The following is a 26,565-nucleotide window of genomic DNA, read 5'->3' on the forward strand; positions in this document are numbered from 1 at the left end:
AGGCGCGCGGGGGCTATCGTCCCGCGCGCCTTTTCCTGTTTCTCCAGAACTTAGCGAACCGCGTGGTGGCCCATCGGGCCATTTCCGGCGCCAAAGCCCGGCGCGGCCAGCAGCGCGGCGCGCACGAAGGCGCGGGCGCGCTCGATGGACTGTTCGAGATCGGCCCCGCGCGCCAGTTCGGTGGCGATGGCGCTCGATAGCGTGCAGCCGGTGCCGTGGGCATGGCGGGTTTCGATGCGCGGCGAATGCCACAGGCGCACGGGAGCGCCGGGCACGACCAGCCGATCCTCGACCACCGGCCCATGCGCGTCGCCGCCCTTGGCCAGATAGGCCACCCCGCGCGCGGCCATCGCCTCGTCGCCGCCCAGCGCGACCAGTTCGGGCACATTGGGGGTGGTGAGCGTGGCGAGCGCCATCAGGCGTTCGAACCCGGCAATCGTGGCCGGGTCGGCCAGCGCCGCGCCATTGGTGGCGATCATCACCGGATCGAACACGACCGGAACCTTGAGCGCTTCGATCCGGTCGGCCACGACTTCGGCGATGGCGGGTGAGCCGAGCATCCCGATCTTGATCGCGTCGATGCCGATGTCCTGCGCGCAGGCGTCGATCTGGGAGGCGACCATCGCCGGGTCGATGGCCACGACCGCGCTGACGCCCAGCGTGTTCTGGGCGGTCAGCGCGCAGATCGCGGTCATCGCGAAGCCGCCGAGCATGGTGATCGTCTTGATGTCGGCCTGAATGCCCGCGCCGCCGCCCGAATCAGAGCCGGCGATGGAGAGCACGCGAGGGGGGACAGGATGGGTCATGCGGGAGTAGCCGGGGGGGCGATGACATCCAGCACCCGCGCCTCGACTTCCTCGCGCGGGAGGCCGGGGGGGATCGGCTTGCCGATCACGTAGCGGATCGTGCCGCGGCGCTTCCATGTGCGGTGGTAGAGCGGCCCGCTGTGGACCGAAACCGGCACGACCGGCAGGGCGAGCAGCTTGTAGAGCCCGGCAAAGCCCGATTGCAGCGGATAGCGCTCGCCCGAGGGAACGCGCGTGCCTTCCGGGAAGATCGCCAGCGGGCGCCCTTCGGCCAGCCGTGCACGGGCATAGGACAGCATCGAGCGCAGGGCCTTGGCGCCCGCGTCGCGCTCCACCCCGATCAGCCCGTAGACCCAGCCGCCCTTGCCCCAGACCGGCAGGCGCATCAGTTCCATCTTGGCAAAGACGCTGGGGCGGTAGAGCAGTTCGGGAAGGTCGATCGCCTCGAAGAAGCTTTCGTGGCGCAGCGCATAGAGCGCGGGGCCTTCGACCGGATGGCCTTCGACTTCGACCCGGATGCCCAGCACATGGCGCACCAGCCAGCGGTGCGCCGATGTCCACCCGCGCACCATCGGGAAGATGCTGCGCGGGGCCAGCCGCAGCGAAACGGACAGCACCAGCAGCATGATCACGGTGTAGCTGTAGAACAGCAGGTAGAAGACCAGGCTGCGCAGCACTTCGCCGGGGGTGGCGGGCCGGTCGCGGATGGGGGTCGCCGGGGGCGGCATCTTGCTTTCTTGCATGGTTACAATCCCGTCAGCCAGGCCACCATCCGGGCCAGCAGCTTGTTGTATTCCAGAAACAGGATCTTGAGGCTGGGGTGCGAGGGAACCGCATCGCGCACGATGGCCGGTTCGGGAGAGGCCCGGTTGCGGCGCGTGGCGACCCACAGGTCGAAGGCGGCGCGGCGCATGTGCCAGTCGGTGGTGACCAGACGCACCGAGCGGACATGGTATTGCGCGATCCAGCCCGCCGCCTCGCGCGCGTTGGAGCGGGTATCGACCGAATCGAAGCCGAGCGTGATGCAGCAGGCCATCAGCCTGGGTTCGACATCGTATTGCGCGGCAAATTCACTGGGGCGGACCTGACGGTCCACCCCGCTGACCAGCAGGCGTGTCGCATGGTCGGCGCGCAGGATGGCCAGTGCGCGCGGGATGCGCCCGCCCCCGCCGGTCAGCACGACGATGCCCTGTGTGCGCGCGCCATCGGGCGCGGGCTGGGGCAGGAACCAGGCGAACCACAGGAAGCCCAGTATCCACACCAGCAGCAGCGCCGAGCCGATGCGGCGGAACAGCCCCTCGGGCTTGCGGAAACGGAAGCGGCGTTTTTTCACAGCATGCGCCTCAGGGCCGAGAGTACGGTGAGGCGTGCGGTGACCATCACCAGCAAGACCCCCGCAATCGGAATCATGGCCAGCGCCGTCCAGTCGGTCCAGGCCAGCGCGCCTTGCGCTACCATGCCCGAGCCCAACGTCGCAAACTGCCGACCGAGCCCGAGCACCGTGACCACGCCCGCCATCAGCCCCACGACCCCGCCCAGCGCGGCGTCGGTCGCCATCGAGCGCTGGAACACCCGCGCGATCTGGACATCGGTGGCGCCCAGCATGTGGACGACCTCGATCGTCTCGCGGTGGATGCCCAGCGCATTGCGCGCGGCGAGCAGCACTGCCGAGGCCGTGGCGAAGGCGAACAGCGCGATCATGCCGCCTGCCGCCCATTGCAGCGTGCCGATGGCGTGGAAAACCGGAGCCAGCCAGCTCGATTGCGCATCGACGCGGGCGGTGGGCGCCGCGCGCACGATGGCGCCGCGCAGGGCATCGAGCCGGCGCGGGCTGGCCGGGCCGTCGAGCCGGACATCGATCAGCGCGGGGATCGGCAGGGCATCGAGATCGTCGCCCGCGCGCGCGCCCAGCCAGGGTTCGACGAGGGCGTCGAGTTGCTGCTGGGGCACGGCGCTGGCGCTGGCGACGCCGGGGGTGTGGCGCAGCAGGGCGAGCGCGGCGGCCGCCTGACGCTCGCGCTCGTGCGGGGCGGCGGTGACGATCTGGACCGTGACCCCGCCTTCGAGGTCGGCGCTGGCGGCCTGTGCGGCGTGGCGCAGCGCCAGCGCGCTGGCTGCGGCCACGACGGTCAGCCCGATCATGATCGCGATGACCCAGGGCATCGGGCCCGACAGGCGCGCCTCGGGCAGGAGCGGGGATTCGCCGCCGCCGCCAAAGGCCCCGCCCAGCGTGCGGCCTAGCGCACGGCCCAGCGTGTCGATCAGGCGTTTCATGGCAGGGCCTTCATGGAAGGGCTGCCGCATCGATGATCCCCGGCCCCGGTCCGACCGGGCGGCGCGGGGGATAGCGCAAGGCGCCGGTGGGATCGGCCAGCTTGCCCTTGTCGAGCCGCATGATCAGCGAATCGGGCACCTTGCGGATCAGGTGGAGGTCGTGGGTGGCGACAACCACCGTGGTGCCCAGCCGGTTGAGGCTTTCGAACAGGCGCAGCAGCTTGATCGCCATGTCCGGGTCGACGTTGCCGGTCGGTTCGTCGGCCACGAGGATGTCGGGCCGGGCGATCACCGCGCGGGCGATGGCCACGCGCTGTTGTTCCCCGCCCGAGAGCGTGGCCGGGCGGGCGTGGATGCGATCCCCCAGCCCCACCCATTCGAGCATGTCGGTGACGGGCTTGGCAATGTCGCGCTCGGCCTGTCCGGCCACGCGCAGGGGCAGGGCGACATTGTCCCACGCCGAAAGATGGGGGACGAGGCGGAAATCCTGGAAAACCACCCCGATGCGGCGGCGAAAGCCGGGCAGGCGCTCGCGCGGGAGGGTGATGGCATCGGTGCCGAACATGCGGATCAGCCCGCGCGAGGGGCGCTGGGCGAGGTAGAGCATGCGCAAAAGGCTGGTCTTGCCCGCGCCGCTGGCGCCGGTCAGGAAGTAGAAGCAGCCCGGATAGAGCGTGAACGAGACATCGGCCAGAACCTCGCGTCCGGCCCCATAGCGCAGTCCGACATTGTCGAACTGGACAATCTCGGCGGCAGGCTGGTTCATGGAGGGAAAGTCGGCCCCGATCAGATGGTGTGGCAGGAACGCCCGTTGGTGTGCGCCGCACTGCGGTTGGTGCCGCCCGGTATGTCGGCATGGCGCGCGATTGGCAACAAGGGCTATAGGCGTCAATGCATGTGGAAAAAAGGGCGTCATCATGAATTGCAGGGACATGCCCTATTGTTTCAGGGGGGGGCACCATGCTTAGACCTGTTTCATGATCATCGCCTGTCCCGCCTGCGCGACGCGTTATGTCGTTCCCGACAGCGCGATCGGTGTGGACGGCCGCACCGTGCGCTGTGCCAAGTGCCGGCACAGCTGGTTCCAGGCCGGTCCAGAACTGCCGCCCCGCGAGCCGGTGGCGGAGGCGGCGCCTGCTGCCGTGGCCAGCCCGCTTTCTGAAGCGGCCCGACCTGAACCTGCCCGGCCCGAACCCGCACCAGCCGCACAAGCGCCGCAGCCTGCCGCTCAGGCCGCCTCCGGCCCGCAGGCCCCGCCTGCTCCGGCTGAGCGGATCGACCGGCCCGATATGGCCGGCTCCAACACGGCTGGCTCCAACATGGCTGGCTCCAACATGACTGGGGCCGATGGGGCGGGCGCTGCCGGATCGGGCGAGTTTGTTTCGGCGATGTCGAGCTTCGAGCATCAGCCCCCGTTCCGTCCCCGCCGCAATCCGGCCCGCCTGTGGACGGCTGCCGGGGTGACCTTTGCGGTGGCCGTGGCGGTGATGATCGCGCTGGTCTCGTGGCTGGGCCTGCCCGACTGGCTGCCGGTCAGCCGTCCGACTTTCGGCAACGGGCCGTCCGATCTCGTGCTTTCGTTCCCCCCGGCGCGGCAGGACCGCCGCACGCTGCCCAACGGCACCGAATATTTCGGGGCGAGCGGGACGGTGACGAACGTGGGCAAGGACTTGCGCGAGGTGCCCGCGATCCAGATCGTACTGCGCGATGCGAAGAACCGCATCGTCTACACCTGGGACGTGGCCCCCCCGCGCGACAAGCTGCGTCCGGGTGAAAGCGCGACGATCAACGAAGCCGTCACCGACGTGCCCGCCAGCGCCAAAGTGGCCGAGATCGGCTGGAAGCCCGAATAAGCGGGCCGAGCCGGGCAGGTGCCCAAGCGGTTGGCGTGCCTGTCGAAAAAAACGTCGGCCCGGGTCGGGGCAGGCGGAATGGGCGTTTTTCGAGTTTTACACAGGGGCTGGGGATAAAAAGTTTTCGTTTCCTGTTGCGCACCCCCCAACCCGCTGCTAGGGGCGCGCTCCTACCCCGACGGGTTCTCATCGAAAGGTGAACAGCCCGGAGCGATATGCGGTCGTGGCGGAATTGGTAGACGCGCAACGTTGAGGTCGTTGTGGGCGAAAGCCCGTGGAAGTTCGAGTCTTCTCGACCGCACCATCCCTGAAAAATGTGATCCTTGCCTTCGGGCACCCCTCGCTTCATCGAGGCCCGGTCACTGGAGGGGGAACCATCTTGTCTTCTTCGGCACCATCTGACGCTATTCTGGCCGGTCTGGGCTATGGGGCCAGCGCGGTGGCCGTGGTGATCACCGATCCGCGCCAGAGCGACAATCCCATCGTCGATTGCAATGCCGCGTTCGAGGCGCTGACCGGCTATGCCCGGAGCGAGATCGTCGGGCGCAATTGCCGGTTCCTGCGCGGGGCGGATACCGATGCGCGCGACAGTGCGCGGTTGCGCGCGGCGATTCAGGCGGTGCGGCCCGCGCTGGTCGAGATTCTCAATTATCGCAAGGATGGCAGCGCGTTCCGCAATGCGGTGATGATCGCGCCGATCTTCGGCCCTGAGGGCGAACTGGCCTATTTCATGGGCTCGCAGATGGAGGTGGGCAGCGGGGCGCCCAATGCCGCGCAGCAGGATGCGCGCGCGCGGGTGGCCCTGCTCTCGCCGCGCCAGCGCGAGATTCTCGGGGCCATGGCCGCGGGCAGGCTCAACAAGCAGATCGCCCATGCGTTGGGCCTGTCGGAGCGCACGGTGAAGATGCACCGTGGCGCCGTGATCCGCGCGCTGGGCCTGCGCACGAGTGCCGAAGCCATCCGTCTGGCGGTCGAAGCCGGTTATTGAAGCCCGGCCGGGGAAGGGGCCAAGAGCGGGGCGAACGGGGCCAGGCAGGCATCGAGGCCGGGCAGGGGCCATCCCTGTTCCATGGCCAAACCCGGTCCCATGGCCTGTCCATGGGGCAGGGGCAGGCTTTCGCTGTGGTTGCGCGCGGTTTGCAGGGCGGCGGCGGCCTTGTCGGTCAGGGCAAGGATCGCGGCGATCTGGTCGGGATCGTTGAGGGCCATGGCCTTGGCCTCGCGCGCGCCTTCGGCGCAGCGGCGGGCCAGATCGCGGGCCTGTGCGGCCACCAGCGCGAAGCCTTGCCCGCTTTCCCCCGCGCGCGAGGCTTCGACCCCGGCATTGAGCGCGACGAGGTTGGTCTGGAAGGCGATGTCGTCGATCAGGGCGACAAGGCCGCCCATGCGGCTGGCGCTCTGCGCGGCGGACCGGGCGAGGTCGAGGCAGCCGTCCACGGCCTGCGCGGCCTGATCGAAGGCGCTGTCCTGATGGTGTTGGCGTGCCGACAGGTCGGCGCAGGCCGAGGTGATGGTGTCCATGCCCTGCCGGATCGCCTGATGGGCGCTGGCCATGCGTTCGAGCGGGGTGGAGGCCATGGGAAGACCGGTCGCGGGGGACCGGGGGACCGGAGAAGATGCGGGCTGGGGTTCGGGCCGGGCGTCGAGTCGGGCGTCTCTGGGGGGAGGAGCGATCGGTGCCTCGACGGGCGGGGCCTCGACCGGGGAAGCCTCGACTGGAGCAGCGGCGGGCGGAGCAGCGGCGGGCGGTTCGGGGGCACTCTGTGTTTCGGGATCGGGGCCTGTTCGGCGCTTGTGCCCGGCCATCGTGGCGATCAGCGCCAGTGCGGCGGCGACCAGCGAAATCAGCGTTGCGGCGATCTGGAAATAGTACATGGCGGCAAGCTCCGGCAGGTTGGAAAAGCCGGGCCAGTGTGCGGCCACTCCTTTCGCATAATGGTTAGGACAAGCCTGCGGAACATTGCTGACGAAGGGTAAACGCGGCAGCATGGTGGCATGACCTTGCGATTCGATCCTTTTTCCGTTGCGCGGACCGTGGCTCTGGCTCCTGTACTGGCCCCCCTGCTGGCTGGCGCCCTGGCCTTGCCCACGGGGGCACTGGCCGCTCCGGCCCGTCATGCGCCTGTTCATCACGCATCTGCGCCTGCTCCGGTGCCTGCTGTCGCCTGGGTGGCCTTGCAGACCGATCAGGGGCGCATCGTGGTCGAACTCGATGGCGCCCATGCGCCGGTCAGCGTGGGCAATTTCCTCCACTACGTCGATACGCGGCACTATGACGGGATGACGTTCTACCGGGCCATGCACCTCGACTGGGGCAAGCAGCCCAATGGCCTGCTGCAAGGCGGGATTCGCGATTCCCGCCTGCTGTTCAAGCCCATCGCGCACGAGCCGACCAACCAGACCGGCATCCTCCACAAGGCGGGCACGCTTTCGCTCGCGCGGCGCGCGCCCGGAACGGCGATGGCCGATTTCTCGATCCTGCTGGCCGACATGCCCGGGCTCGATGCCGATCCGGCGGGGACGGACCCCGATCTCAAGCTCGGCTATGCGGCCTTTGGCCATGTGGTGGAGGGGATGGATGTGGTCCGCAAGATCTGGGACCAGCCGCGCTCGGCCACGCTGGGCGAGGGGGTGATGAAGGGGCAGATGCTCGAAAAGCCGGTGAAAGTGATCAGCGCACGCAGAGTGCCGGAGCCGCCCCCCGTGGCTGCCCCGGCACCCGCGCCTGCACCTGTTCCCTGATCGGTTCGGACCCGTTCAGTTGGGGCCGATCAATTGGGACAGGTGACGGCCTGGCTCCTGCCACGCTGGGACAGGGTGGCGCGATAGAAGAAGGCGTCGCCCCCGGCGGTCTGGTTGGGCCCGGCGATCATGTCGATGGTGTCGCCCTTGGCCACGACGAGCTTGACCGGGGCGACGGTGAGGGTGCTGGTCAGCAGGCCCTGCCACACGACCTTGCCGTTCTGCTTGAGGGTGAGGTCGACCCCGTCGCCCGACGCCGACTTGGCGAAGCAGGCGCGCCAGTCCAGCATCTGGGCCACCGGCGCGGTATAGCGCCAGACCGCACGCAGGGGGGCCGCAGCCGTTCCGGCCGGGGCTGCCGAGGTGTTGTTGATGCGTAAGGGACGCGAATACCTGTTGCCGAAATAGCCGGTCCAGCTGTCGTCGACCCAGTCGAGCGCGGTGTCGCGTTCGGCCTTGTCGCGCACGAAATAGCGCCAGCCCGTGCCGCCCCAGCCCAGCAGGGTATCGGCCACGACCCCCGAGGTGCCCGGCGTGAAGGCCTTGCCCACCAGCACGATCGGTTCGTCGCCGATCACCGGGGAGCGCAGGGCGAGGCCGGTCGGACCATAGGCGCGGGTGCCCTTGCCCAGCATCAGGCCACGCGGGGCGCCCCAGATCACCGTGGTATCGGTGCCGAAGCGATAGGCGAAGAGCAGCGGATCGCCCATGTCGATGCGGGTGGCGCGGCCCTTGCCCAGCACGCTGTCCTGCACGAAGCGGAAGGCGCGGCCCTGGTCCTTGAGCGCGGTGCCGGTGAACAGGCCCATCGTGGGGAAGCCGGCCTGATCGATCAGGGCATACCAGCTCGCCTGCGCGACGCCGCTGGCCGAGAGCAGGGTGGCCTGCTTGATCAGCTCGCCCGCCGCGGTGGTTTGGTCGGTGGTGGCAAGGCCAAATTCGGTGGCCCAGACCGGCACGCGCTTGCCTGCCTCGTCCATCGCCGCGTTGAGGCGCGCCATTTCGAGGTCGAGTGCCTCGCCCCGGTTGCGATAGGGATGGACGGCAAGGCCATCGACCTGATCGAGCAGGCCCGCCGCAAACAGCGGGCGCAGGAAGCCGGTGCCCACCATGTTGGTCGAGCCGCCCAGCAGCGCGGGAGTGCCGCCCAAAGTGGCATGGGCCGTGGCCGCGATGCGGACATAGGCGCTCGTCGGGTCGACCCCGGCGGGGAAGGCCATGGCGCGCGCGCCGTTGATCTCGTTGCCCAGTTCGATGGCCACCAGGCAGGTGCCGAACTTCTGGCGCAGCGCGTCGAGATAGGCGGCATAGGCCTGGCGGCCTTCTTCGGAGGTGACCCACAGGCCGCCATCGTAGAGCGGGTTGGTCGGGATCTGGGTGAGGATCAGGCGGCGCCCGGCGGCGCAGGCATTGGCGAGGTTGCGGGCCGCCGGGGTGTCGAGATTGTAGCGGCCCTTGACGGTCTCGCCCGCCGCCCAGGGCAGCGAATCGCGCAGCAGGGGGGCCTTGGCCTGGCTGGCCAGATCGTTGGCCGTGCCCGACCAGTTCTGGCTGAAATGGGTCTGCGCGCCCAGCACCAGCGGTTCGCCGCCCGCCGTGGCGGGGGCGAGCGCGGCGAACGGGGCGGCGGCGGTGGGGGCGGCCTGGGCCGTGGTGGTCAGGGTCACCGCCGCCAGCGCCGGGCTGGCGCTCTGGGTGGAGGGTGCGCTCTGGGCCGACAGGATCGCGGTGGCGGCCAGCGCCGGAGCAGCCATGGTCACCGCGCTGATCAGGGCGGAGTGACGGAAGCGGGTCTTCTTGATGCGAGCCATGATCGGCGGTCCTGCAAGAGGGGTCTGGATGGCGGCACGTTCATGCCGTCCTTGCCGACCCTTTTTGCTTTAAAATTTTAACGCGAAGCGCCTCAAACGAAGTTGATGCGCCGGCATTCTTTCTTATTATTTTCGGACACGCCAATACGGGATTATACTTAGGGTGCTGTGCCGGGCGTTTATGCCGGATTAACTGTTCCGGGCTCCTGTTTTGCCGCGTTTCAGGCTTTCCGGGTGTTTTTTTCGGTCGGGAAGCGCTCTGGCCGTTACGCGAATGGTCTTACGATTTGATCGTAGCGAGCGCCTCTTCGATGACATCGCCGATCCGCGCGAGGTCGGTTTCGTCGATGCAGTATGGGGGCAATACGTAGACCGTGTTTCCCAGTGGCCGCAGCAGGACGCCCGCATCGCGGAAATAATTCATCAGGCGCGGGGCCAGATTCGACAGGTAGCCCCCGTCGGTGGCCTCCACGTCGAAGGCTGCGATGGTGCCGCAGGTGCGCGGGGCGCGCACGCCGGGAAGCGGAGCGAGTCGCGCCATCAGCGCCTGCTGGCGCGTGGCGAGGGTGGCGATGCGCGCCTGCACGGGTTCCTCGCGCCAGATCGCCAGATTGGCCACTGCCGCAGCGCAAGCGATCGGATTGGCGGTATAGCTCGACGAATGGTAGAACGTGCGCGCGCGGTCGGTCGACCAGTGGGCGGCAAAGATTGGCTCCTGCGCGACGGTGACCGCCAGCGGCATCGAGCCCCCGGTCAGCCCCTTGGCCAGGCACAGGATGTCGGGCACAACCCCGGCCTGTTCGCAGGCAAGCATCGTGCCCGTGCGGCCAAACCCGGTCATCACCTCGTCGGCGATCAGCAGCACGCCATGGCGGCGGCAGATCTCGGCCATCGCGGTGAGCACGGCGGGGGGATAGAACAGCATGCCGCCCGCGCCAAGCACCAGCGGCTCGACGATCAGCGCGGCGGGCGGGCCGCCCTCGTGACTGCCGTCTGCATGGTTCGCGCAGGCTGCTTCGAGCGCGGCGAGGGTGTTGGTGCCGACCCCGGTCGGGAAGGGGATCGTCTCCACGTCGAACAGCAGCTTGCCATAGGCCGCGTTGTAGACGCCGCGTTCGCCCACCGACATCGTGCCGATGGTATCGCCGTGATACGAGTGTTCGAGCACGAGGATGCGGTGGCGCGGTTCGCCCCGGTGGGCCCAGAAGCCCAGTGCCATCTTGAGCGCCACTTCGACGCAGGTGCTGCCGCTGTCGGAGAAGAACACGCGGGTCAGTTCTTCGGGCAGCATGGAGATCAGCCCGCGCGCCACCTGTTCGGCCGGTTCATGCGTCCAGCCGGCAAAGATCACCTGATCGAGCTTTTCGGTCTGCTCGCGGATGGCGGCCATGATGCGCGGGTGGTTGTGGCCATGGGTGGTCACCCACCACGAGGAAATGCCGTCGATCACCCGGCGCCCGTCTTCGAGGAACAGCGCGGCCCCTTGCGCGCGCGCGACCATCGGGATCGGTTCGCCCAGCCCGTGCTGCCAGAACGGGTGCCAGACCGGGGACGCGCTCACAGGAACATCTCGGCAGGGAACGCCTCGGCAAAGGCGGCCGCGAGGGTTTCCGGGGTGAGCGGGTCGAGCCGGGGCAGGCGCCCGAGGCGGCGGATCTTGCCCATCGCGGCGATGGTCTGCTCGTTGTCGTCGTTGGCATCGCCCACGAAGGCCACGCCATGGAGCGGCACGCCGCGCGCGCGCAGGGCCTCGATGGTGAGCAGGGTGTGGTTGATCGTGCCAAGGCCCGTGCGCGCGACCACGATCACCGGCAGGTTCCACCAGGCGAACAGGTCGGCATAGAGCGTGCTGCGCGTGATCGGGACGAGCGCACCGCCCGCGCCCTCGATCACCAGCGGATCGAGCGCGGGGGGCGAAAGCCGGGCCGGGTCGATCTGGATGGCGTCGATTTCGGCGGCGCGATGGGGCGAGAGCGGCTCGGTCAGGCGATAGGCCTCTTCGAGCACGAGTTCGGGCGGCAGCTGCGCGAGGTGGGCGACATGATCGCGGTCGGCGCCTTCATCGAGGCCCGACTGGACGGGCTTCCAGTAGTGCGCGCGCAGGGCCCCGGCGAGGCCGGCGCTGAACACGGTCTTGCCGATGCCGGTATCGGTGCCGGTGACGACGAAACGGGACATGATCAAAGAACCTCGCGAAGGGCGGCGGCCAGCGCATCGACATCGCCGGGGGTGGCGTTGAGCGTGAGCGAGATGCGCAGGCGGCTGGTGCCGGCGGGCACCGTGGGCGGGCGAATGCCGCGCACGTCGAAACCGGCGGCTTGCAGGTGAGCGGCGAGCGCCATCGTGCGGGCATCCTCGCCCACGATCAGCGGCATGACCTGCGTGCCCGAAACCGTGGCGCCCAGCGGGCCGAGCACGGTGGCGGCATGGTCGATCAGCGCGGCGAGCGCGGCGCGGCGTTCGGGCTCGTCGGCGCAGATGCGCAAGGCCTCGCGCACGGCGCTGGCCATCAGCGGCGAGGGCGCGGTTGAGAAGATGAACGGGCGGCCCCGGTTGACGAGGAAATCGCGCACGATGGCAGGCCCGCACACGAGCGCGCCTTCCGCGCCCAGCGCCTTGCCGCAGGTGCGCAGGCAGATCACATCCGGGCGGCCATCGAGATGGGCGGCAAGGCCGCGTCCCTCGGGGCCGAAGACGCCCGTGGCATGGGCCTCGTCGATCACCAGAATGCCGCCGTGGCGCCGGGCCACCTGCGCCAGATCGTCGAGCGGGGCGCGGTCGCCGTCCATCGAATAGAGGCTTTCCACCGCCAGCCAGATGCGGCCCTTGTGGCCCGCGGCGCGCCACTGGCGGGCGGCATCCTCGAAGGCATCGGCATCGTTGTGGGCGGCCATGACCGTGGCCGCGCGGGCGAGGCGCAGGCCTTCGTGGACCGAGGCGTGGATCAGCTCGTCATAAATGATCAGGTCGTCGCGCTGGGGAAGCGTGGCGATCAGCGCGACATTGGCGGCATAGCCCGCGCCGAACCACAGCGTGCTTTCGCAGCCGAAGAAGGCGGCGGCCTCGGCTTCGAGGGCCTCGTGCTCGGGATCGTTGCCGCGCAGCAGGCGCGAGCCGCCCGAGCCGGTGGGCACCCCACGTGCGAGGGCCTCGGCCAGCGCGGCGCGCAGGCGGGGCGCGCCCGAAAGACCCAGATAGTCGTTCGAGGCGAAGTCGATCCCGGTGCGCGGCGCCAGAGTGCGCAGGCGCGCCTTGCCCGCCAGCGCCGCCAGATCGGCGGCCTGGGCCTGCCACAGCTGCGTGGCTTCTAACGGTTCCATCCGATCAGGCCGCGCAGCCGCCCTTACAACCGCCGACCTGTGCCTTGGCCGCCCGCATCGGTTCCTCGCCTTCCATCGGCTTGAGGCCGAGGCGTGCGAACATGGCCGCGTCGCTGTCGTCGCCCGCGTTGGGGGCGGTCAGCAGCTTGTCGCCGGTGAAGATCGAGTTGGCCCCGGCCAGGAAGCACAGCGCCTGGGTCGCCTCGCTCATGCTTTCGCGGCCCGCCGAGAGGCGCACCATCGAGAGCGGCATGGTGATCCGCGCGACCGCCACGGTGCGCACGAATTCGATGTCGTCGATCTTGGCCAGCGGGGTATCGGCCAGCATGTCGCCCAGCACGGTGCCCTTGACCGGCACGAGCGCGTTGACCGGCACGCTTTCGGGGTGCTGTTCGAGGGTGGCGAGCGCGTGGACGAAGCCGACGCGGTCCGAACGGGTCTCGCCCATGCCCACGATCCCGCCCGAGCAGACATTGATGCCCGCTTCGCGCACGCGCGAGAGCGTGTCGAGGCGGTCCTGGAAGCTGCGGGTGGTGATCACGTCGCCATAGCGTTCGGGCGAAGTGTCGATGTTGTGGTTGTAGTAATCGAGACCCGCCTCGGCGAGGCGCGCGGTCTGTTCAGGGGTCAGCATGCCCAGCGTCATGCAGGTTTCCATGCCCATTTCGCGCACGCCCTTCACCATCTCGACGATGGCGTCCATGTCGCGGTCCTTGGGGTTGCGCCAGGCTGCGCCCATGCAGAAACGCTTGGAGCCCGCATCGCGCGCCTGGGCTGCCGATTGCAGCACGGCCTGCACTTCCATCAGCTTGCTGGCCGGAACGCCGCTTTCGGCCTTGACGCTCTGCGAGCAATAGCCGCAATCCTCGGGGCAGCCGCCGGTCTTGATTGAGAGCAGCGTGCACAGCTGCACTTCATCGGCGGCGTGGCGTTCGCGGTGAACCTGCGCGGCACGGAAGACCAGTTCGGTGAAGGGCAGGTCGAACAGCGCGGCGATTTCCTCGCGGCTCCAGTCGGTGCGCACCGGCGCCGTGGTGGCGGGGGCTTCGAGAGTGGCAAGGTCGGACATCGGGCGACTCCGTTAGGAATGCGGGAAGGGATCTTTCAGCGTGCCCTTAGGGAATGTGAAAGGCCTAGGGAAGGGTCCAAGGAGGTGTCTGCGACCATTGGATGTATCGGCGGGCCTTCGGGCGCCGGGGCCTGGCCTCTGTTTTTCGGGCCATTTGGGGAATCGTAACGCCCTTTGCGCTAGGGCGGTTTTCAAGCAAACGGTTAGGATACGACAGGCGTGCAGGCAGGCGAAACGGTGATGCAACCCAGAATCGGTGTGGTCGGGCTGGGCTATGTGGGGCTGCCGCTGGCGGTGGCCTTTGCGCGCAAGTTCGAGGTGGTGGGCTTTGACGTGAGCGCCCATCGCATCGCCACCTTGCGCGACCATCACGACTATACCGGCGAAGTTTCGACGCAGGATCTGGCCGCCTCGCGCCTCGTGCTGACCGACGATCCGGCGCAGCTGGGCACCTGCCCGGTGATCATCGTGACCGTGCCCACCCCGGTCGACGAGAGCCGCCGCCCCGATTTCACCCCCGTTCGCATGGCCTGCGAGACATTGGGCAAGGTGATCGCGCGCGGCACGGTGATCGTCTTTGAATCGACCGTCTATCCCGGCGCGACCGAGGAAGTCTGCGCGCCGGTGATCGAGGCGGTCTCGGGCCTGAAGGCCGGGGTCGATTTCAAGCTCGGCTACAGCCCCGAGCGGATCAATCCGGGCGACAAGGAGCACCCGTTCGAGAAGATCGTCAAGGTCGTGGCCGGAGAGGATGGGCCCACGCTCGACCTTCTGGCCGATCTCTATGGCGCGGTCGTCGAGGCGGGCATCCACAAGGCCAGCTCGATCAAGGTGGCCGAGGCCGCCAAGGTGATCGAGAACACCCAGCGCGACATCAACATCGCCTTGATGAACGAGATTTCCAAGATCTGCGACCTTGTCGGCATCCGCACCAGCGAGGTTCTGGCCGCGGCGGGCACCAAGTGGAACTTCCTGCGCTTCTATCCCGGCCTCGTGGGCGGGCACTGCATCGGGGTCGATCCCTACTACCTGACCGCCAAGGCCGAGCAACTGGGCTATCACCCGCAGGTGATCCTGGCCGGGCGGCGCATCAACGATGGCATGGGCGCCTATATCGCCCAGCGCACGGTCAAGATGCTGGCGGCCACGGGGCGCGCCCTCGGGCAGGCGCGGGTCGGCATCCTGGGCCTGACGTTCAAGGAAAACGTGCCCGACATCCGCAATTCCAAGGTGGAAGACATCTGGCGCGAGCTGAAGGATTTCGGGATCGATCCGCTGATCCACGATCCCATGGCCGATCCGGCGGCTGCCGCGCACGAATTCGGGGTCACGCTCAGCAGCCTAGAGGCCTTCACCGACCTCGACGCGGTGATCTATGCCGTTTCCCATCGCGACTATGCGGCGATGGGCGGGGCGGCGATTTCCGCGATGCTGCGTCCGGGCGGGGTGCTGGTCGACGTGAAATCGGCGCTTTCGCCCGACGCACTGGCGCCGGGCGTGCGCTACTGGAGCCTGTAAAAGGGAGTTTTTTTACTTCACCGCGCCGGTGACGACGATTTCCACGCGCCAGGCCGGGTCGGCAAGGCTCGACTGGCCGGTGGCGCGGGTGGGCTTGGGAACGCCGGCGACGAAGGCGTCCCAGGCGCTGTTCATCTCCTCGAAGTCGGCCATGTCGGCCAGCCAGACCATCGCGGTCAGCATGTGGGCCTTGCTGCTGCCGGCCAGCACGAGCAGGCGCTCGATCTCGGCAAGGGCGGTGGCGGTCTGCTCGGCCACGCTCTGGCCTGCCTCGCCGACTTGCCCGGCGAGATAGACGACGCCGTTGTGGACCACGGCTTCGCTCATGCGCGGGCCTTCTTCGATCCGGGTGATGGACATCGGAAAATCTCCGTGAAAAGGGGAATTTTCGCGCCGGGGAGCCTGTAAGCCGGGTTCTGTCGCACCGACGGTATCCCACGGGTGGACCGTATCGGCGCGGGCAGCCATTCCTCTCGGCGACCTGTTGCCAGGCCGCTCCAGCAACCAACCCGGACAACTGGCGCGAAACCCGCCTGCAAGGGGCCCCGAAAGGCTTCCTTGCGTGTTGTCCCTATTCGGTCTTGCTCCGGGTGGGGTTTGCCTTGCCGCTTCCGTTGCCGGTCGCGCGGTGCGCTTTTACCGCACCCTTTCACCCTTGCCCGAGGCTGAAAGCCCCGTCGGCGGTCTGCTCTCTGTGGCACTTTCCCTTGCCCGGCCAAAGCCGGGCCGGCGGGCGTTACCCGCCACCCTTGTTTCGTGGAGCCCGGACTTTCCTCGGCATCAGACGAAGTGATGACGCGGCTGCCCGGCTCCCCGGCGCGAGGGGGTCACCTAGCATGGCCGAGGTCGCGCGCCAACAGCAGTTCGAACAGGAGCGCGCCGATCTGGCCATCGACTTCCCCGTCGATCTTGTGCGGGCGCCAGCGGCGCTGGAACGCGGCGACGGCGGCGGCCTTGTCGGTCACGTCATAGCCGAAGCGTTCGAGGGCGAGGAAAAACGCGCCCTCGTTGTCGTAGAGCAGGCGCATTTTCGGGCGCGGGCGGGCCAGCGTCAGGTTGTAGCGGGCGAGCATGTCCCAGTCGAACAGCTCGCCCGGATCGGTCTTGCGCGCCGGGGCCACGTCGGAATGGCCGACCACGTTGGCGCGCGGGATGTCGTGGCGGCGCACGATGTCGGCCAGCAGGGGGACGAGCGCCTCCATCTGGGCATCGGGAAACGGGCGATAGCCGAATTCGTGGCCGGGATTGACCAGTTCGATCCCCACGCTCGCCGAATTGACATCGGTGATCCCGCGCCAGAACGCGCGGCCCGCGTGCCACGCGCGCTTGCTCTCGTCGACGAGGCGGGTGACGGTGCCCTCCTCGTCGATCAGGTAGTGGGCCGAGACTTCGGCCGCCGGGTCGCACAGGCGGTCGAGCGCGGCGGCTGCACTCTCCATGCCGGTGTAGTGGAGCACCGCCATCGAGACCGGCAGGCGCCGCTCGTTGAAGTTGGGCGAGGGCGCCTCGCGGTGGACCAGCCAGCGATTCATGCCGACCCGTGGCGCCTTCAGCGAACCGGCAGGACCGCGCCGAGCACGAGCGCGTCGGCGGTGACATGGGTCTGGAAGCTGCCGCCCAGCCCTTGCGCGAGCTGGAAGAGCATGGCCGCCGGGGCCGTCCGGCTCGACAGGTCGGCCAGCGGCAGGGTGCCGGCCAGCGCCTGGGCGACCAGCGGATCGAAGGCGATGCGCGGGCCCGAGGCGCGGATCACCAGTTCGCTGGCCAGGCCCGCGCCCGAGGCGCCATGGGCGCGCACTTCGCCCGCGATGTCGAGCACGCCGCCGCGCACGAGCGCCTCGATCCCGATCATCGAGAGGTTGAGCAGGGTCTTGATCGCCGACTTGGGCAGGGTTTCATCGGCCATCGACCATTGCACGGTGATGCGCGGATTGGCGGCGACCAGCGCGTCGATCAGGGCGCGTGCCTCGGCCACGGGGACCATCTCGCCAAAGCCGCCCGCCGCGCCGAAGGCCAGACGGAAGAACCGCAGCTTGTTGGCCGAGGCCGTGGCGCTCTGTTCGAGCAGTTCGAAGCACTTCTGGCGCATGACCGGGTCTTTCTCCTCGGCCAGGAGTTCGAGCCCGTTGGTCAGCGCACCCACCGGGCTGAGCAGGTCGTGGCAGAGCCGCGAGCAGAGCAGGCTGGCGAGATCGAGCGAGGAAGTGGTCATGAGAGTGCGTTGAAGCCTTTGCGAATGTGCGAAAAGGTCGATGTGTCGGCGGCAGGGGGTCGGGTTTGGCGCGGGTGCGCGTTACGCTCTCCTGTCTTTCGCCTTACCCGTCCGCGTCGCGATAGGAAAGCGGTTCGAACCCGGATGGTGTATCGCGCCAGAGGGTAAGCATCGCGTCCTGTCCGCTCGGGCCGACATCGCTTGGGCCGGCATCGGTCAGGGCGATGATCGCCCAGATCCGCCCGTCGCCCGCCGCCGCGCGCGCATCGGTGGCCGAGGGGCGGGCAAGGCCGTTGGGGTGCGAGTGGAAATAGCCGAGCACCGCAAGCCCGCCTGCCCGGCTGGCCCGGTGGGCGGCGATCAGCGCGGCCGGGTCGATCTCGAAATGGCGCAGCGGATCGGGCGCGACATTGGCGCAGGCTCTTGCCTCCATGATGTGTCCTTCTTTTCCGAGCAGGAGGCCGCAGGCCTCGGCGGGGAAGGCGCGGAGGGCCGCTTCGACCATGGCCGCGTGGGCCGGGCTGTGGATAGCGATGGATTGCGGGGGACAGGAGCGCATGGGGAGCGGCCATACTCTTGTGGCGCGCGTCCATCATCCCCATATCGGCGATCCGATGGGGGGTAACGACGAACTTCTGACCGGCACGCTCGATGTGGCCGGGCGTATCGACAAGGCGCTGGCGCAGTCCAGCGGGCTTTCGCGCGAGCGCGTCAAGGCGCTGCTCGACGAAGGGCGCGTGGATGTGGACGGCAAGGCCGTGCGGCAGGCCTCGCTCAAGGTCGAGGCCGGGGCCACGTTCACCGTGCGGGTGCCCGCCGCCGCCCCTGCCGAGGCCGTGGCGCAGGACATTCCCTTGCGCGTGACCTATGAAGACGATGCGCTGATCGTCATCGACAAGCCTGCCGGGATGGTCGTCCATCCGGCGGCGGGCAACCCGGACGGTACGCTCGTCAATGCGCTGCTCCACCATTGCCGGGGGCAGCTTTCGGGGATCGGCGGGGTGGCCCGGCCCGGCATCGTCCACCGGATCGACAAGGATACCTCGGGCCTGCTGGTCGTCGCCAAGACCGATGCCGCGCACGAGGGGCTCGCCCGCCAGTTCGCCGACCATTCGATCGAGCGGGCCTACAAGGCGATCACCGCCGGGCATCCGGTGCCTGCGGCGGGCACGATTCGCGGGGCGATCGCCCGCTCGAACCATGATCGCAAGAAGATGGCGCTGGTCGAGGACGGGCGGGGCAAGCACGCGGTCACGCATTACCGCACGCTCAGGCCGCTTTCGGGGGCTGCGCTGGTCGAGTGCCGGCTCGAAACGGGGCGAACCCACCAGGTGCGCGTTCACCTTGCATCAATAGGTCACTCTCTATTGGGTGATCCTGTTTATGGACGTGCGCCTTCCCGTATCCGCCCGATTCTGGCGCGACTCGGCTTTGTCCGACAGGCGCTGCATGCGGCCGAACTGGGGTTCCTTCACCCGATCAGCGGCGAACGCCTGCATTTCACCAGCTCGACGCCGGTCGATATGCAGGAACTGATTGTCGAATTGAGCGGTTCTTGAGAGAACTTATGCTTCAGATCGATTACTGTATGCACAAAGGATGTGTGGCCCCACCGGAGAATGCTCGCTAGAGATTGTCCACTCGGGGAATTTTCCGGATCGGGGTCTCTTTCCAAAGAGGAAGGTCGCTCCATCGGGAAGCTGGCACGACGAAAGGATGTGTTCAGGTGAGCAACAAGACCGCAGTGGCGAGTGCCCCCGCAAGCGTCCCGGCTCTGGGCGGCGAGGCCAGCCTCAATCGCTATCTTTCCGAAATCCGCAAGTTTCCGGTGCTGACGGCCGAGCAGGAATACATGCTCGCCAAGCGCTATCAGGAACATGGGGATCCCCAGGCCGCAGCGCAACTCGTGACCAGCCACCTGCGACTCGTGGCCAAGATCGCGATGGGCTATCGCGGCTATGGCCTGCCCGTGTCCGAGCTGATTTCCGAAGGGAACATCGGCCTGATGCAGGGCGTCAAGAAATTCGAGCCCGACCGGGGTTTCCGTCTGGCGACTTATGCGATGTGGTGGATCAAGGCCTCGATGCAGGAATTCATCCTGCGCTCGTGGAGCCTGGTCAAGATGGGCACCACCGCCGCGCAGAAGAAGCTGTTCTTCAACCTGCGGCGGATGAAGAAGAACCTCGAAGCCTTCGAGGACACCGATCTTTCGCCCGAGGACGTCCGCAAGATCGCCACCGATCTGGGCGTGCCCGAGCAGGAAGTGGTCAACATGAACCGGCGCATGATCATGGGTGGCGATGCCAGCCTGAACGTGCCGCTGCGCGAGGACGGCGAGGGCACCTGGCAGGACTGGCTGGCCGATGACCGCCCGTTGCAGGACGAGACCGTGGCCGAGGCCGAGGAAGCCCATGTCCGCCACGACATGCTGGTCGAGGCGATGGGCAGCCTGAACGAGCGCGAGCGTCATATCCTGACCGACCGCCGTCTGGTCGACGATCCCAAGACGCTGGAGGAACTCAGCCAGGTCTACAACGTGAGCCGCGAGCGCGTGCGCCAGATCGAGGTGCGCGCCTTCGAAAAGCTCCAGAAGGCCATGCAGCGCATCGCGGGCGAACGGCACCTGCTGCCGGCCTGATCGCCGCGCTGGCGCGCCCACCACGGGCGCCTGAAAATCGAAGAAGCCCCGGTGGCCCTTTTGGGTTGCCGGGGCTTCTTTTTGTCCGGTTTCGGCGGAAAATCGGCGTGCCGGTTCCATTACGGTAATTTAACGCGGTCGCCAGCAGGGTGTGGGATGGACTGGGCCAAAGGGCTTACTAGTCGATCGTTGCGCGCCTGCTATGGGTTGCGTTGCGCAGCTGCCCTCTTGGACCGAAGAAAACGCAGATGAATTTCGAACATGCTGTCCCGCAAATGACCCGTGCCCGGCAGATCCGGGTGCTGGCGCTGTCCGTTGCTGCCGTGGCCCTCGTGGCGGCTGGCGCTTCGGGCCTTCGCGCCTGGCTTCACCAGCCCGAGCCTGCCCCTGTCGCGCTGCCCGCCGGTGAAGTCCAGTTGACCGACAGCCAGGTGTCGAGCCTCAAGATCGAGGCCGTGGCCGCCGACGATGGCTTTGCCCGCACCGGCGCGAGCGGCCAGATCGCGGTCGACGATACGCGTTCAACCCCGGTGTTCCTGCCCTATTCGGGGCAGGTCCAGAAGGTCTTCGTGCAGAACGGCGACCGAGTGAGCGCGGGCAGCCCGCTGCTCTCGGTGCGCACGACCGACATTGCCGACGCGCGCAACGCGCTCGCCGCCGCGCTAGCCCAGCGCACCGCTGCCGCCGCGCAAGTCCGCGTGGCCAATGACAACGCCGCCCGCGCCGAGGAAGTCTACCGCACCGCCGGTGGCGCGCTCAAGGACCTGCAACAGGCCCGCAGCGACCTCGTTGCCGCGCAGAGCCAGGTCGGCATTGCCGACGCTGCGGTCACCGCCGCGCGCGCCAAGCTCTCGGTGTTCGGCGCCAATGGCGGTTCGGGCGGCGAGGCCGTTCTGCGCGCGCCGATCGGCGGCGTGGTGGTCACCCGCGCGATTGCGCAGGGGCAATATGTGAGCGGCGGGACGGCGGGCGGCTCGACGCCCTCGTTCCTGATCGCCGATCTCAGCCAGGTCTGGCTGGTGGCGCAAGTGGCCGAAAGCGACGCCTCGCGCGTGCATCTGGGCGACAAGGTGGTGGTTACCGCCACGGCCTATCCGGGCCGCACGTTCGACGCCACGATCAACAACATCGCCGCGCAGATCGATCCGGTCTCGCACCGCCTTCAGGTCCGCGCGACGATCCCCAACCCGGACGGTGCGCTCAAGCCGCAGATGTTCGCCAATTTCACCATCGAGACGCCCGACAAGGAAGTCATGGCGCAGGCGGTTACCCCCCATCTGCTCAGCCTGCCGGTCGAGGCGGTGATCCACGAGGGTGACAGCGCCCGCGTGTGGGTCTGGCTCGGCCATGGCCGGGTCAAGGAACGCGACGTGGTCACCGGCGAGAGCCATGACGGGCGCATCACCATTCTCTCGGGCCTCAATCCGGGCGAGAAGGTCGTGACCGAGGGCGCCATCTTCGTGAACGAGGCTGGGCTCGACTGATGGTCAAACTCGTCCGCTATGCGCTCGGGCAGCGCATGACCATTCTGGTGTTCTTCCTGGCCATGCTCGTGGCCGGTGGGGTCGCCTTCTACAACCTCAACATCGAAGCCTATCCCGACCCGGTTCCCCCGATGGTCGAGATCGTCACCCAGTCCTCGGGCATGTCGGCCGAGGAGATCGAACGCAACATCACGATCCCCATCGAGGTCCAGATGTCGGGCCTGCCGAACATGACCGCGATCCGCGCGATCTCGCTGTTCGGCCTGTCTGACGTCAAGATCCAGTTTACCTACGATTACAACTACGTACAGGCTCAGCAGCAGGTCATCAACCGTCTCGCCCAGCTCTCGCAGCTGCCCGGCGGCGCGGTGCCGACGATCTCGCCGACGAGCCCGGTGGGCGAAATCTACCGCTATCGCATCGCCGCGCCCAAGGGCTACTCGGTCGAAGACCTCAAGACCTTGCAGGACTGGGTGCTCCAGCGCCGTTTCCGCGCCATTCCCGGCGTGGTCGACGTGACCGGCGTGGGTGGCAAGCTGCGCAGCTATGACGTGGTGGTCGACAACAACCGCCTGCTGGCCCACCACATGACCGTGGGCCAGGTGATCAGCGCGATCAGCAATGCCAACGCCAACGTGGGCGGCCAGACCATCAACTTCGGTGCGCAGAGCGCCATCGTGCGTGGCGTGGGCCTGATCCAGTCGGTCAATGCGCTCGAATCGACCCTCGTGGGCCGCGACGGCACCGCGCCGGTGCTGATCCGCGATGTCGCCTCGATCAAGATCGGCAACATGCCGCGCAACGGCATCGCGGGCCTCAACACCGACGACGACATCGTCGAAGGCATCGTGCTGATGCGCCGCGGCGCCCAGTCGATGCCCACGATCCAGGGCGTGAAGGCCGAGATCGAGAAGATCAACACGACCGGCGTGCTGCCGCCCGGCGTCAGGCTCGAACGCGTCTACGACCGTTCGGACCTGATCGGGGTGACCACGCATACGGTCATGGAAAACCTCGTTGCGGGCGTTCTGCTGATCTTCTTCCTCCAGTGGGCGTTTCTGGGCAACTTGCGCAGCGCGCTGATCGTGGCCGCCACGATCCCCTTCGCGCTCGCCTTTGCCGTGCTGATCCTGACCATCCAGGGCGAGAGTGCCAACCTGCTCTCGGTCGGCGCGCTCGACTTCGGCCTCGTCGTCGACGCGACCGTGATCATGGTCGAGAACATCTTCCGCCACATGGCCGAGCGCAGCCACCATGTCGAAACGCATGAAGGCGGGCGCTACACGTTCGCCAGCCGCATCGGCTCGGTGCTCTCGGCCAGCAACGAGGTGAGCCGCGGCATCTTCTTTGCCGCCGCCATCATCATCACCAGCTTCCTGCCGCTGTTCACGCTCACGGGCGTGGAAGGCCACATCTTCGGCCCGATGGCCAAGACTTATGCCTATGCCATTCTGGGCGGGCTGATCGCCACGTTCACCGTGGCGCCCGCGCTTTCGGCGATGATCCTGCCCGACAAGCTCGACGAGACGGAAACCTGGGTCGTTTCGCGCATCCGCCGCGTCTACGAACCGGTCGCCGCCTTCGCGTTCAAGAACCAGGTCCTGGCTCTGGGCCTTGGCGGGGCGATGGTACTCGGGGCCTTTGTTGGCGTGCGCACGCTGGGGGTCGAGTTCCTGCCCCAGCTCGAAGAAGGCAACATGTACATTCGCGCCTCGCTGCCCGCGGCGATCTCGCTCGATGCGGGTGAACCGGCGGCGCGCGCGATCCGCCGCGATATCATGAAGTATCCCGAAGTGACCTCCGTGCTCTCGGCCCATGGCCGCCCCGACGACGGCACCGACGCCACCGGCTACTTCAACATCGAATATTTCGTCCCGCTCAAGCCGTTCGACGAATGGCCCAAGGGCATGGACAAGGAAAAGCTGGTCGCCCAGCTTTCGGCCGAGCTGAAGTCCAAGTATCCGGGCGTCGACTTCTCGTTCTCGCAGATCATCGAGGACAACGTCGAGGAAGCCGCCTCGGGCGTGAAGGGCGCCAACTCGGTCAAGGTGTTCGGGCCCGATCTGGAAACCCTCGAAAAGATCGCGGGCCAGATCCGCGACCAGATGGCCAAGGTGCGCGGGATCACCGACCTCGGCATCTTCCAGTCGCTGGGCCAGCCGACCGTGCGGATCGATGTCGATCGCGTGAAGGCCGCCCGCTATGGCCTGAGCGTGGGCGATGTGAACCAGACGGTGGCTGCGGCCATCGGCGGGACATCGCCGGGCGATCTCTATGAACCCCACACCGACCGCCACTTCCCGATCATGGTTCGCCTCCAGGCCAACCAGCGTGACAGCCTCGAAGCGGTCAAGCGGATCACCGTGGGGGCGACCGGGCCCGATGGCAGCGCGATTTCCGTGCCGCTTTCGGAACTGGCCGACATCCGCCTGACCAGTGGGGCCAGCTTCATCTACCGCGAGCACCAGACGCGCTACATCCCGATCAAGTTCTCGGTCCGCGACCGCGACCTTGGCAGCGCGGTCGAGGAAGCCCAGCAGCGCATCGCCAAAAACGTGCCGCTGCCGCCGGGCTACAGCCTCGAATGGGCTGGCGAGATGAGCAACCTCAAGAACGCCGTCGCCCGCCTCGAAATCGTCGTGCCGATCAGCCTTATGCTCATGCTGGGCCTGCTCTACATGAACTTCCGTTCGCTGCGTGATACGCTGCTGGCCTTCTCGGTGATCCCGATGGCCGTGGTGGGCGGGGTGCTCGGGCTGATGCTGACGGGAACGCCGTTCTCGATCTCGGCGGCGATCGGTTTCGTCGCGCTGTTCGGGATCGCGGTGATGGACGGCATCCTGCTCGTCACCAGCTTCAACCATGCGATGGATGAAGGGCGCGGACGGGTCGATGCGCTGCGCCATGCCACCTCGAACTGCCTGCGTCCGGTGCTGATGACCTGCCTCGTGGCGGCCATTGGCCTCGCGCCGGCGGCGGTGGCCACGGGCATCGGCAGCCAGGTGCAAAAGCCTCTCGCGCTCGTCGTGGTGGGCGGCATGACGCTGGCGCCCGTGCTGATCCTGCTGGTCCTGCCCCTGCTGATCAACCGCTTCTCCAGCCGTCTGGCCGGGCCGCTCAAGCGCGCTTCGGCAGAGGAAGGAACCCCTGAAACGCCCAGCGAGGGAGAACCGGCATGATCGGCCGCCTCATCAATGGACGCCTCATCCATAGCCGTCTCATCAATGGGGTAACCCTTGGCGCCGTGCTGCTGGGCAGCACCGCGCTGTCCGATGGCGCGCTGGCCCGCACGCCGGTGAGCCAGAGCGTGGTGGTGCCCCTGCCGCCGGTGCCGACCGGCAATGCGCCGCGCCAGATCCTCGACAAGCCGCTCGGTCCGCCCGACGCGGGGACGCAGATGATCCATCCGGGCATGGCCGTCGTGCCCGACTGGTGGCAGGGCTTCGGCAGCCCGGCGCTCAACGATCTGGTGGCCCGCGCGCTGGCCGCCAATACCGATATCGCCGTGGCCAAGGCCCGGCTGGCACAGGCCCAGGCACAAGTGGGCGTGGTGCGCGGGGGGCTGCTGCCTCAGGTCGATGCCGGATTGACCAGCGAGCGCCAGCGCCTGTCGCGCACGCTCTCCACGCCGCTCACCAACCCCTATCCGCAGGTCTTCTCGCTGCACACCGCGCAAGTGAGCGTGAGCTACTCGCCCGACCTGTTCGGGGGGAGCGCGGCCCGCCTGCGTTCGGCCAAGGCGGCTGCCGCCGTGGCCCAGGCGCAGGAGCAGGCAATCCGCAATCTGGTTGCCGGGCAGGTCGTGCTCGCGGTGATCCAGGACGCGGCCTACAATGCCGAGATCGCCGCCACGCGCGACGCGATCGACAGCAACCTGCAAGTTCTCGCCCTGTTGCACCAGCGCGAGAAGCTGGGGGCGGTCGGCCATGCCGATGTCGCCGCGCAGACCGCCGCGATTGCCGCGATCGAGGGCGCGCTGCCCCCGCTCATGCGCCAGCGCGGGGCCAATCTGGCGGCGCTGTCGGTCCTGCTCGGGCTGGCGCCGGGGTCGCCCATCGAGAAGCTGCCGGGGCTCGACGATTTCGCCCTGCCCGGCGACCTGCCGCTGACCATGCCGGCCGATCTCCTGACCACCCGGCCCGACGTGGCCGGGGCGGCCGCCGCGCTCGAAGGGGCGGCTGCCGACGTGAAGGTCGCCATGGTCGCGCGCCTGCCGCAGATCAACCTGTCGGCCAGCTTCGGGGGCATCGCCGAGGACTTCAGCAGGATGTTCTCAAGCGGCAATCCATTCTGGACCCTGATCGGCGGGATCGCCGCGCCGGTGTTCCATGGCGGTGCGCTCAAGCGCCAGCAGGAATCTGCCGAACATGCGCTCGAAGCGGCCAAGGCCAGCTACAAGGGCACCGCGCTCCAGGCCTTTGCCGATGTCAGCAATGCGCTGACCGCGCTTTCGACCGACGCGACCGCGCTGGGCATTGCCGAGCGCGGCAACGATGCGGCCAGCCAGAGTCTGACGTTCGCCCGGCGCCAGCTCGAACTGGGCGGGGTGGGAACCCTCGCGGTGCTCAATGCCAGCGCCACGGCCCAGACCGCGCGGGCGCAACTGGTGGCCGCGCGCGCGGCGCGCCTGTCGGATACGGTGGGCCTGTTCACCGCGCTGGGCGGGGGCTTGCGCCAGCCTGCCACGCCCGATCGGGGGCAGGCCGATGCGGCAGGCGGTGTCCCCCTGCCGCCGCCGCTCTCCAACGAGCAGCCGGTCGATCTTCCCGGACATTGAGGCCCACTTTTTTCAGGTTCTCGTTGCTGTCTGGTTTTACACGGTAAAAAGGCCCGCGTCG

Annotated in this window: 24 protein-coding genes, 1 tRNA gene and 1 other RNA gene; 10 read left to right on the forward strand and 16 right to left on the reverse strand. The window is 68.0% G+C overall.

Annotated elements, in window-relative coordinates:
• Positions 1-50: 50 nt before the first annotated feature.
• From thiD to ftsE, 5 genes are read right to left on the reverse strand one after another with little or no spacing between them, the layout of a single operon-like run.
• A complete protein-coding gene (thiD, locus tag SBI20_RS12355) occupies positions 51-806 on the reverse strand; it encodes a bifunctional hydroxymethylpyrimidine kinase/phosphomethylpyrimidine kinase (RefSeq protein WP_317975306.1) in 756 nt (251 codons plus the stop codon).
• A complete protein-coding gene (locus SBI20_RS12360) occupies positions 803-1,549 on the reverse strand; it encodes a lysophospholipid acyltransferase family protein (protein ID WP_317975307.1) in 747 nt (248 codons plus the stop codon). Before SBI20_RS12360 ends, thiD begins: the two co-directional genes overlap by 4 nt.
• 2 nt (positions 1,550-1,551) lie before the next feature.
• The gene (locus SBI20_RS12365; RefSeq protein WP_317976130.1) at positions 1,552-2,100 is read right to left on the reverse strand and encodes a YdcF family protein; all 549 of its coding nucleotides are present in this window, start codon (positions 2,098-2,100) and stop codon (positions 1,552-1,554) included.
• 35 nt (positions 2,101-2,135) lie between these two features.
• Positions 2,136-3,080 (reverse strand): cell division protein FtsX, encoded by a 945-nt coding sequence (locus tag SBI20_RS12370; RefSeq protein ID WP_317975308.1) that lies wholly within the window; start codon positions 3,078-3,080, stop codon positions 2,136-2,138.
• Between the two features lie 10 nt (positions 3,081-3,090).
• A complete protein-coding gene (gene ftsE, locus SBI20_RS12375) occupies positions 3,091-3,846 on the reverse strand; it encodes a cell division ATP-binding protein FtsE (protein ID WP_317975309.1) in 756 nt (251 codons plus the stop codon).
• Between the two features lie 211 nt (positions 3,847-4,057).
• Between ftsE and SBI20_RS12380 the strand changes: the two genes are divergently transcribed.
• From SBI20_RS12380 to SBI20_RS12390, 3 genes are all read left to right on the forward strand, one after another.
• Entirely contained in the window at positions 4,058-4,933 is an 876-nt protein-coding gene (locus tag SBI20_RS12380; RefSeq protein ID WP_317975310.1) for an MJ0042-type zinc finger domain-containing protein, read from the forward strand.
• Positions 4,934-5,150: 217 nt separating this feature from the next.
• Positions 5,151-5,237 (forward strand) — tRNA-Leu (locus SBI20_RS12385).
• Positions 5,238-5,312: 75 nt separating this feature from the next.
• Positions 5,313-5,921 (forward strand): LuxR C-terminal-related transcriptional regulator, encoded by a 609-nt coding sequence (locus SBI20_RS12390; RefSeq protein WP_317975311.1) that lies wholly within the window; start codon positions 5,313-5,315, stop codon positions 5,919-5,921.
• Here the strand turns inward: SBI20_RS12390 and SBI20_RS12395 are convergent.
• A complete protein-coding gene (locus SBI20_RS12395; RefSeq protein WP_317975312.1) occupies positions 5,915-6,856 on the reverse strand; it encodes a methyl-accepting chemotaxis protein in 942 nt (313 codons plus the stop codon). The genes SBI20_RS12390 and SBI20_RS12395 overlap by 7 nt on opposite strands.
• A 72-nt stretch (positions 6,857-6,928) precedes the next feature.
• Between SBI20_RS12395 and SBI20_RS12400 the strand changes: the two genes are divergently transcribed.
• Complete coding sequence (locus SBI20_RS12400) at positions 6,929-7,675, forward strand: peptidylprolyl isomerase (RefSeq protein WP_317975313.1); 747 nt, start codon at positions 6,929-6,931, stop codon at positions 7,673-7,675.
• A 29-nt stretch (positions 7,676-7,704) separates the two neighbouring features.
• Here the strand turns inward: SBI20_RS12400 and SBI20_RS12405 are convergent, their stop codons facing one another.
• The 5 genes from SBI20_RS12405 to bioB all read right to left on the reverse strand — a co-directional run bounded on the left by SBI20_RS12405 (position 7,705) and on the right by bioB (position 13,875).
• A complete protein-coding gene (locus SBI20_RS12405; protein ID WP_317975314.1) occupies positions 7,705-9,486 on the reverse strand; it encodes a glycoside hydrolase 5 family protein in 1,782 nt (593 codons plus the stop codon).
• A 280-nt stretch (positions 9,487-9,766) separates the two neighbouring features.
• Positions 9,767-11,047, reverse strand: a complete 1,281-nt coding sequence (locus SBI20_RS12410; protein ID WP_317975315.1) for an adenosylmethionine--8-amino-7-oxononanoate transaminase — start codon at positions 11,045-11,047, stop codon at positions 9,767-9,769.
• On the reverse strand, positions 11,044-11,664 hold the full coding sequence (gene bioD / locus SBI20_RS12415) for a dethiobiotin synthase (protein ID WP_317975316.1): 621 nt from the start codon (positions 11,662-11,664) through the stop codon (positions 11,044-11,046). Before bioD ends, SBI20_RS12410 begins: the two co-directional genes overlap by 4 nt.
• Before the next feature lie 2 nt (positions 11,665-11,666).
• Positions 11,667-12,806 carry an 8-amino-7-oxononanoate synthase gene (locus SBI20_RS12420; RefSeq protein ID WP_317975317.1) on the reverse strand — a complete coding sequence of 380 codons (1,140 nt, stop codon included), beginning with the start codon at positions 12,804-12,806 and terminating at the stop codon, positions 11,667-11,669.
• A gap of 4 nt (positions 12,807-12,810) precedes the next feature.
• Positions 12,811-13,875 (reverse strand): biotin synthase BioB, encoded by a 1,065-nt coding sequence (gene bioB, locus SBI20_RS12425; RefSeq protein WP_317975318.1) that lies wholly within the window; start codon positions 13,873-13,875, stop codon positions 12,811-12,813.
• A gap of 240 nt (positions 13,876-14,115) precedes the next feature.
• On the opposite strand from bioB, the gene SBI20_RS12430 reads away from it, so the two are divergent.
• The gene (locus SBI20_RS12430; RefSeq protein ID WP_317976131.1) at positions 14,116-15,393 is read left to right on the forward strand and encodes a nucleotide sugar dehydrogenase; all 1,278 of its coding nucleotides are present in this window, start codon (positions 14,116-14,118) and stop codon (positions 15,391-15,393) included.
• Between the two features lie 12 nt (positions 15,394-15,405).
• On the opposite strand, the gene SBI20_RS12435 is transcribed toward SBI20_RS12430, so the two are convergent.
• The 5 genes from SBI20_RS12435 to SBI20_RS12455 form a co-directional block, all read right to left on the reverse strand.
• Positions 15,406-15,753, reverse strand: a complete 348-nt coding sequence (locus tag SBI20_RS12435) for a RidA family protein (RefSeq protein WP_317975319.1) — start codon at positions 15,751-15,753, stop codon at positions 15,406-15,408.
• A gap of 29 nt (positions 15,754-15,782) precedes the next feature.
• An RNA gene (gene rnpB / locus SBI20_RS12440) (RNase P RNA component class A) lies at positions 15,783-16,210 on the reverse strand.
• A 10-nt stretch (positions 16,211-16,220) separates the two neighbouring features.
• Positions 16,221-16,925 carry an N-acetylmuramoyl-L-alanine amidase gene (locus SBI20_RS12445; RefSeq protein ID WP_317975320.1) on the reverse strand — a complete coding sequence of 235 codons (705 nt, stop codon included), beginning with the start codon at positions 16,923-16,925 and terminating at the stop codon, positions 16,221-16,223.
• 17 nt (positions 16,926-16,942) lie between these two features.
• Positions 16,943-17,605, reverse strand: coding sequence for a histidine phosphotransferase family protein (locus SBI20_RS12450; protein WP_317975321.1), 663 nt, complete (start codon positions 17,603-17,605; stop codon positions 16,943-16,945).
• Positions 17,606-17,708: 103 nt separating this feature from the next.
• Positions 17,709-18,164: a M67 family metallopeptidase gene (locus SBI20_RS12455; protein WP_411911524.1), complete on the reverse strand. Its 456-nt coding sequence runs from the start codon at positions 18,162-18,164 to the stop codon at positions 17,709-17,711.
• A 55-nt stretch (positions 18,165-18,219) separates the two neighbouring features.
• Here SBI20_RS12455 and SBI20_RS12460 point away from each other — a divergent pair, with 55 nt between their 5' ends.
• The 5 genes from SBI20_RS12460 to SBI20_RS12480 all read left to right on the forward strand — a co-directional run bounded on the left by SBI20_RS12460 (position 18,220) and on the right by SBI20_RS12480 (position 26,504).
• Positions 18,220-19,164, forward strand: coding sequence for an RluA family pseudouridine synthase (locus SBI20_RS12460; RefSeq protein WP_317976132.1), 945 nt, complete (start codon positions 18,220-18,222; stop codon positions 19,162-19,164).
• Positions 19,165-19,331: 167 nt separating this feature from the next.
• On the forward strand, positions 19,332-20,243 hold the full coding sequence (gene rpoH / locus SBI20_RS12465) for an RNA polymerase sigma factor RpoH (protein ID WP_317975323.1): 912 nt from the start codon (positions 19,332-19,334) through the stop codon (positions 20,241-20,243).
• 275 nt (positions 20,244-20,518) lie between these two features.
• Positions 20,519-21,727, forward strand: coding sequence for an efflux RND transporter periplasmic adaptor subunit (locus SBI20_RS12470; RefSeq protein ID WP_317975324.1), 1,209 nt, complete (start codon positions 20,519-20,521; stop codon positions 21,725-21,727).
• The gene (locus tag SBI20_RS12475; protein WP_317975325.1) at positions 21,727-24,906 is read left to right on the forward strand and encodes an efflux RND transporter permease subunit; all 3,180 of its coding nucleotides are present in this window, start codon (positions 21,727-21,729) and stop codon (positions 24,904-24,906) included. Before SBI20_RS12470 ends, SBI20_RS12475 begins: the two co-directional genes overlap by 1 nt.
• Complete coding sequence (locus tag SBI20_RS12480) at positions 24,903-26,504, forward strand: efflux transporter outer membrane subunit (RefSeq protein WP_317975326.1); 1,602 nt, start codon at positions 24,903-24,905, stop codon at positions 26,502-26,504. Before SBI20_RS12475 ends, SBI20_RS12480 begins: the two co-directional genes overlap by 4 nt.
• Positions 26,505-26,565: the final 61 nt, after the last annotated feature.

It is taken from the genome of Novosphingobium sp. IK01 (assembly GCF_033242265.1).
Taxonomy (GTDB): Bacteria; Pseudomonadota; Alphaproteobacteria; order Sphingomonadales; family Sphingomonadaceae; genus Novosphingobium; species Novosphingobium pituita.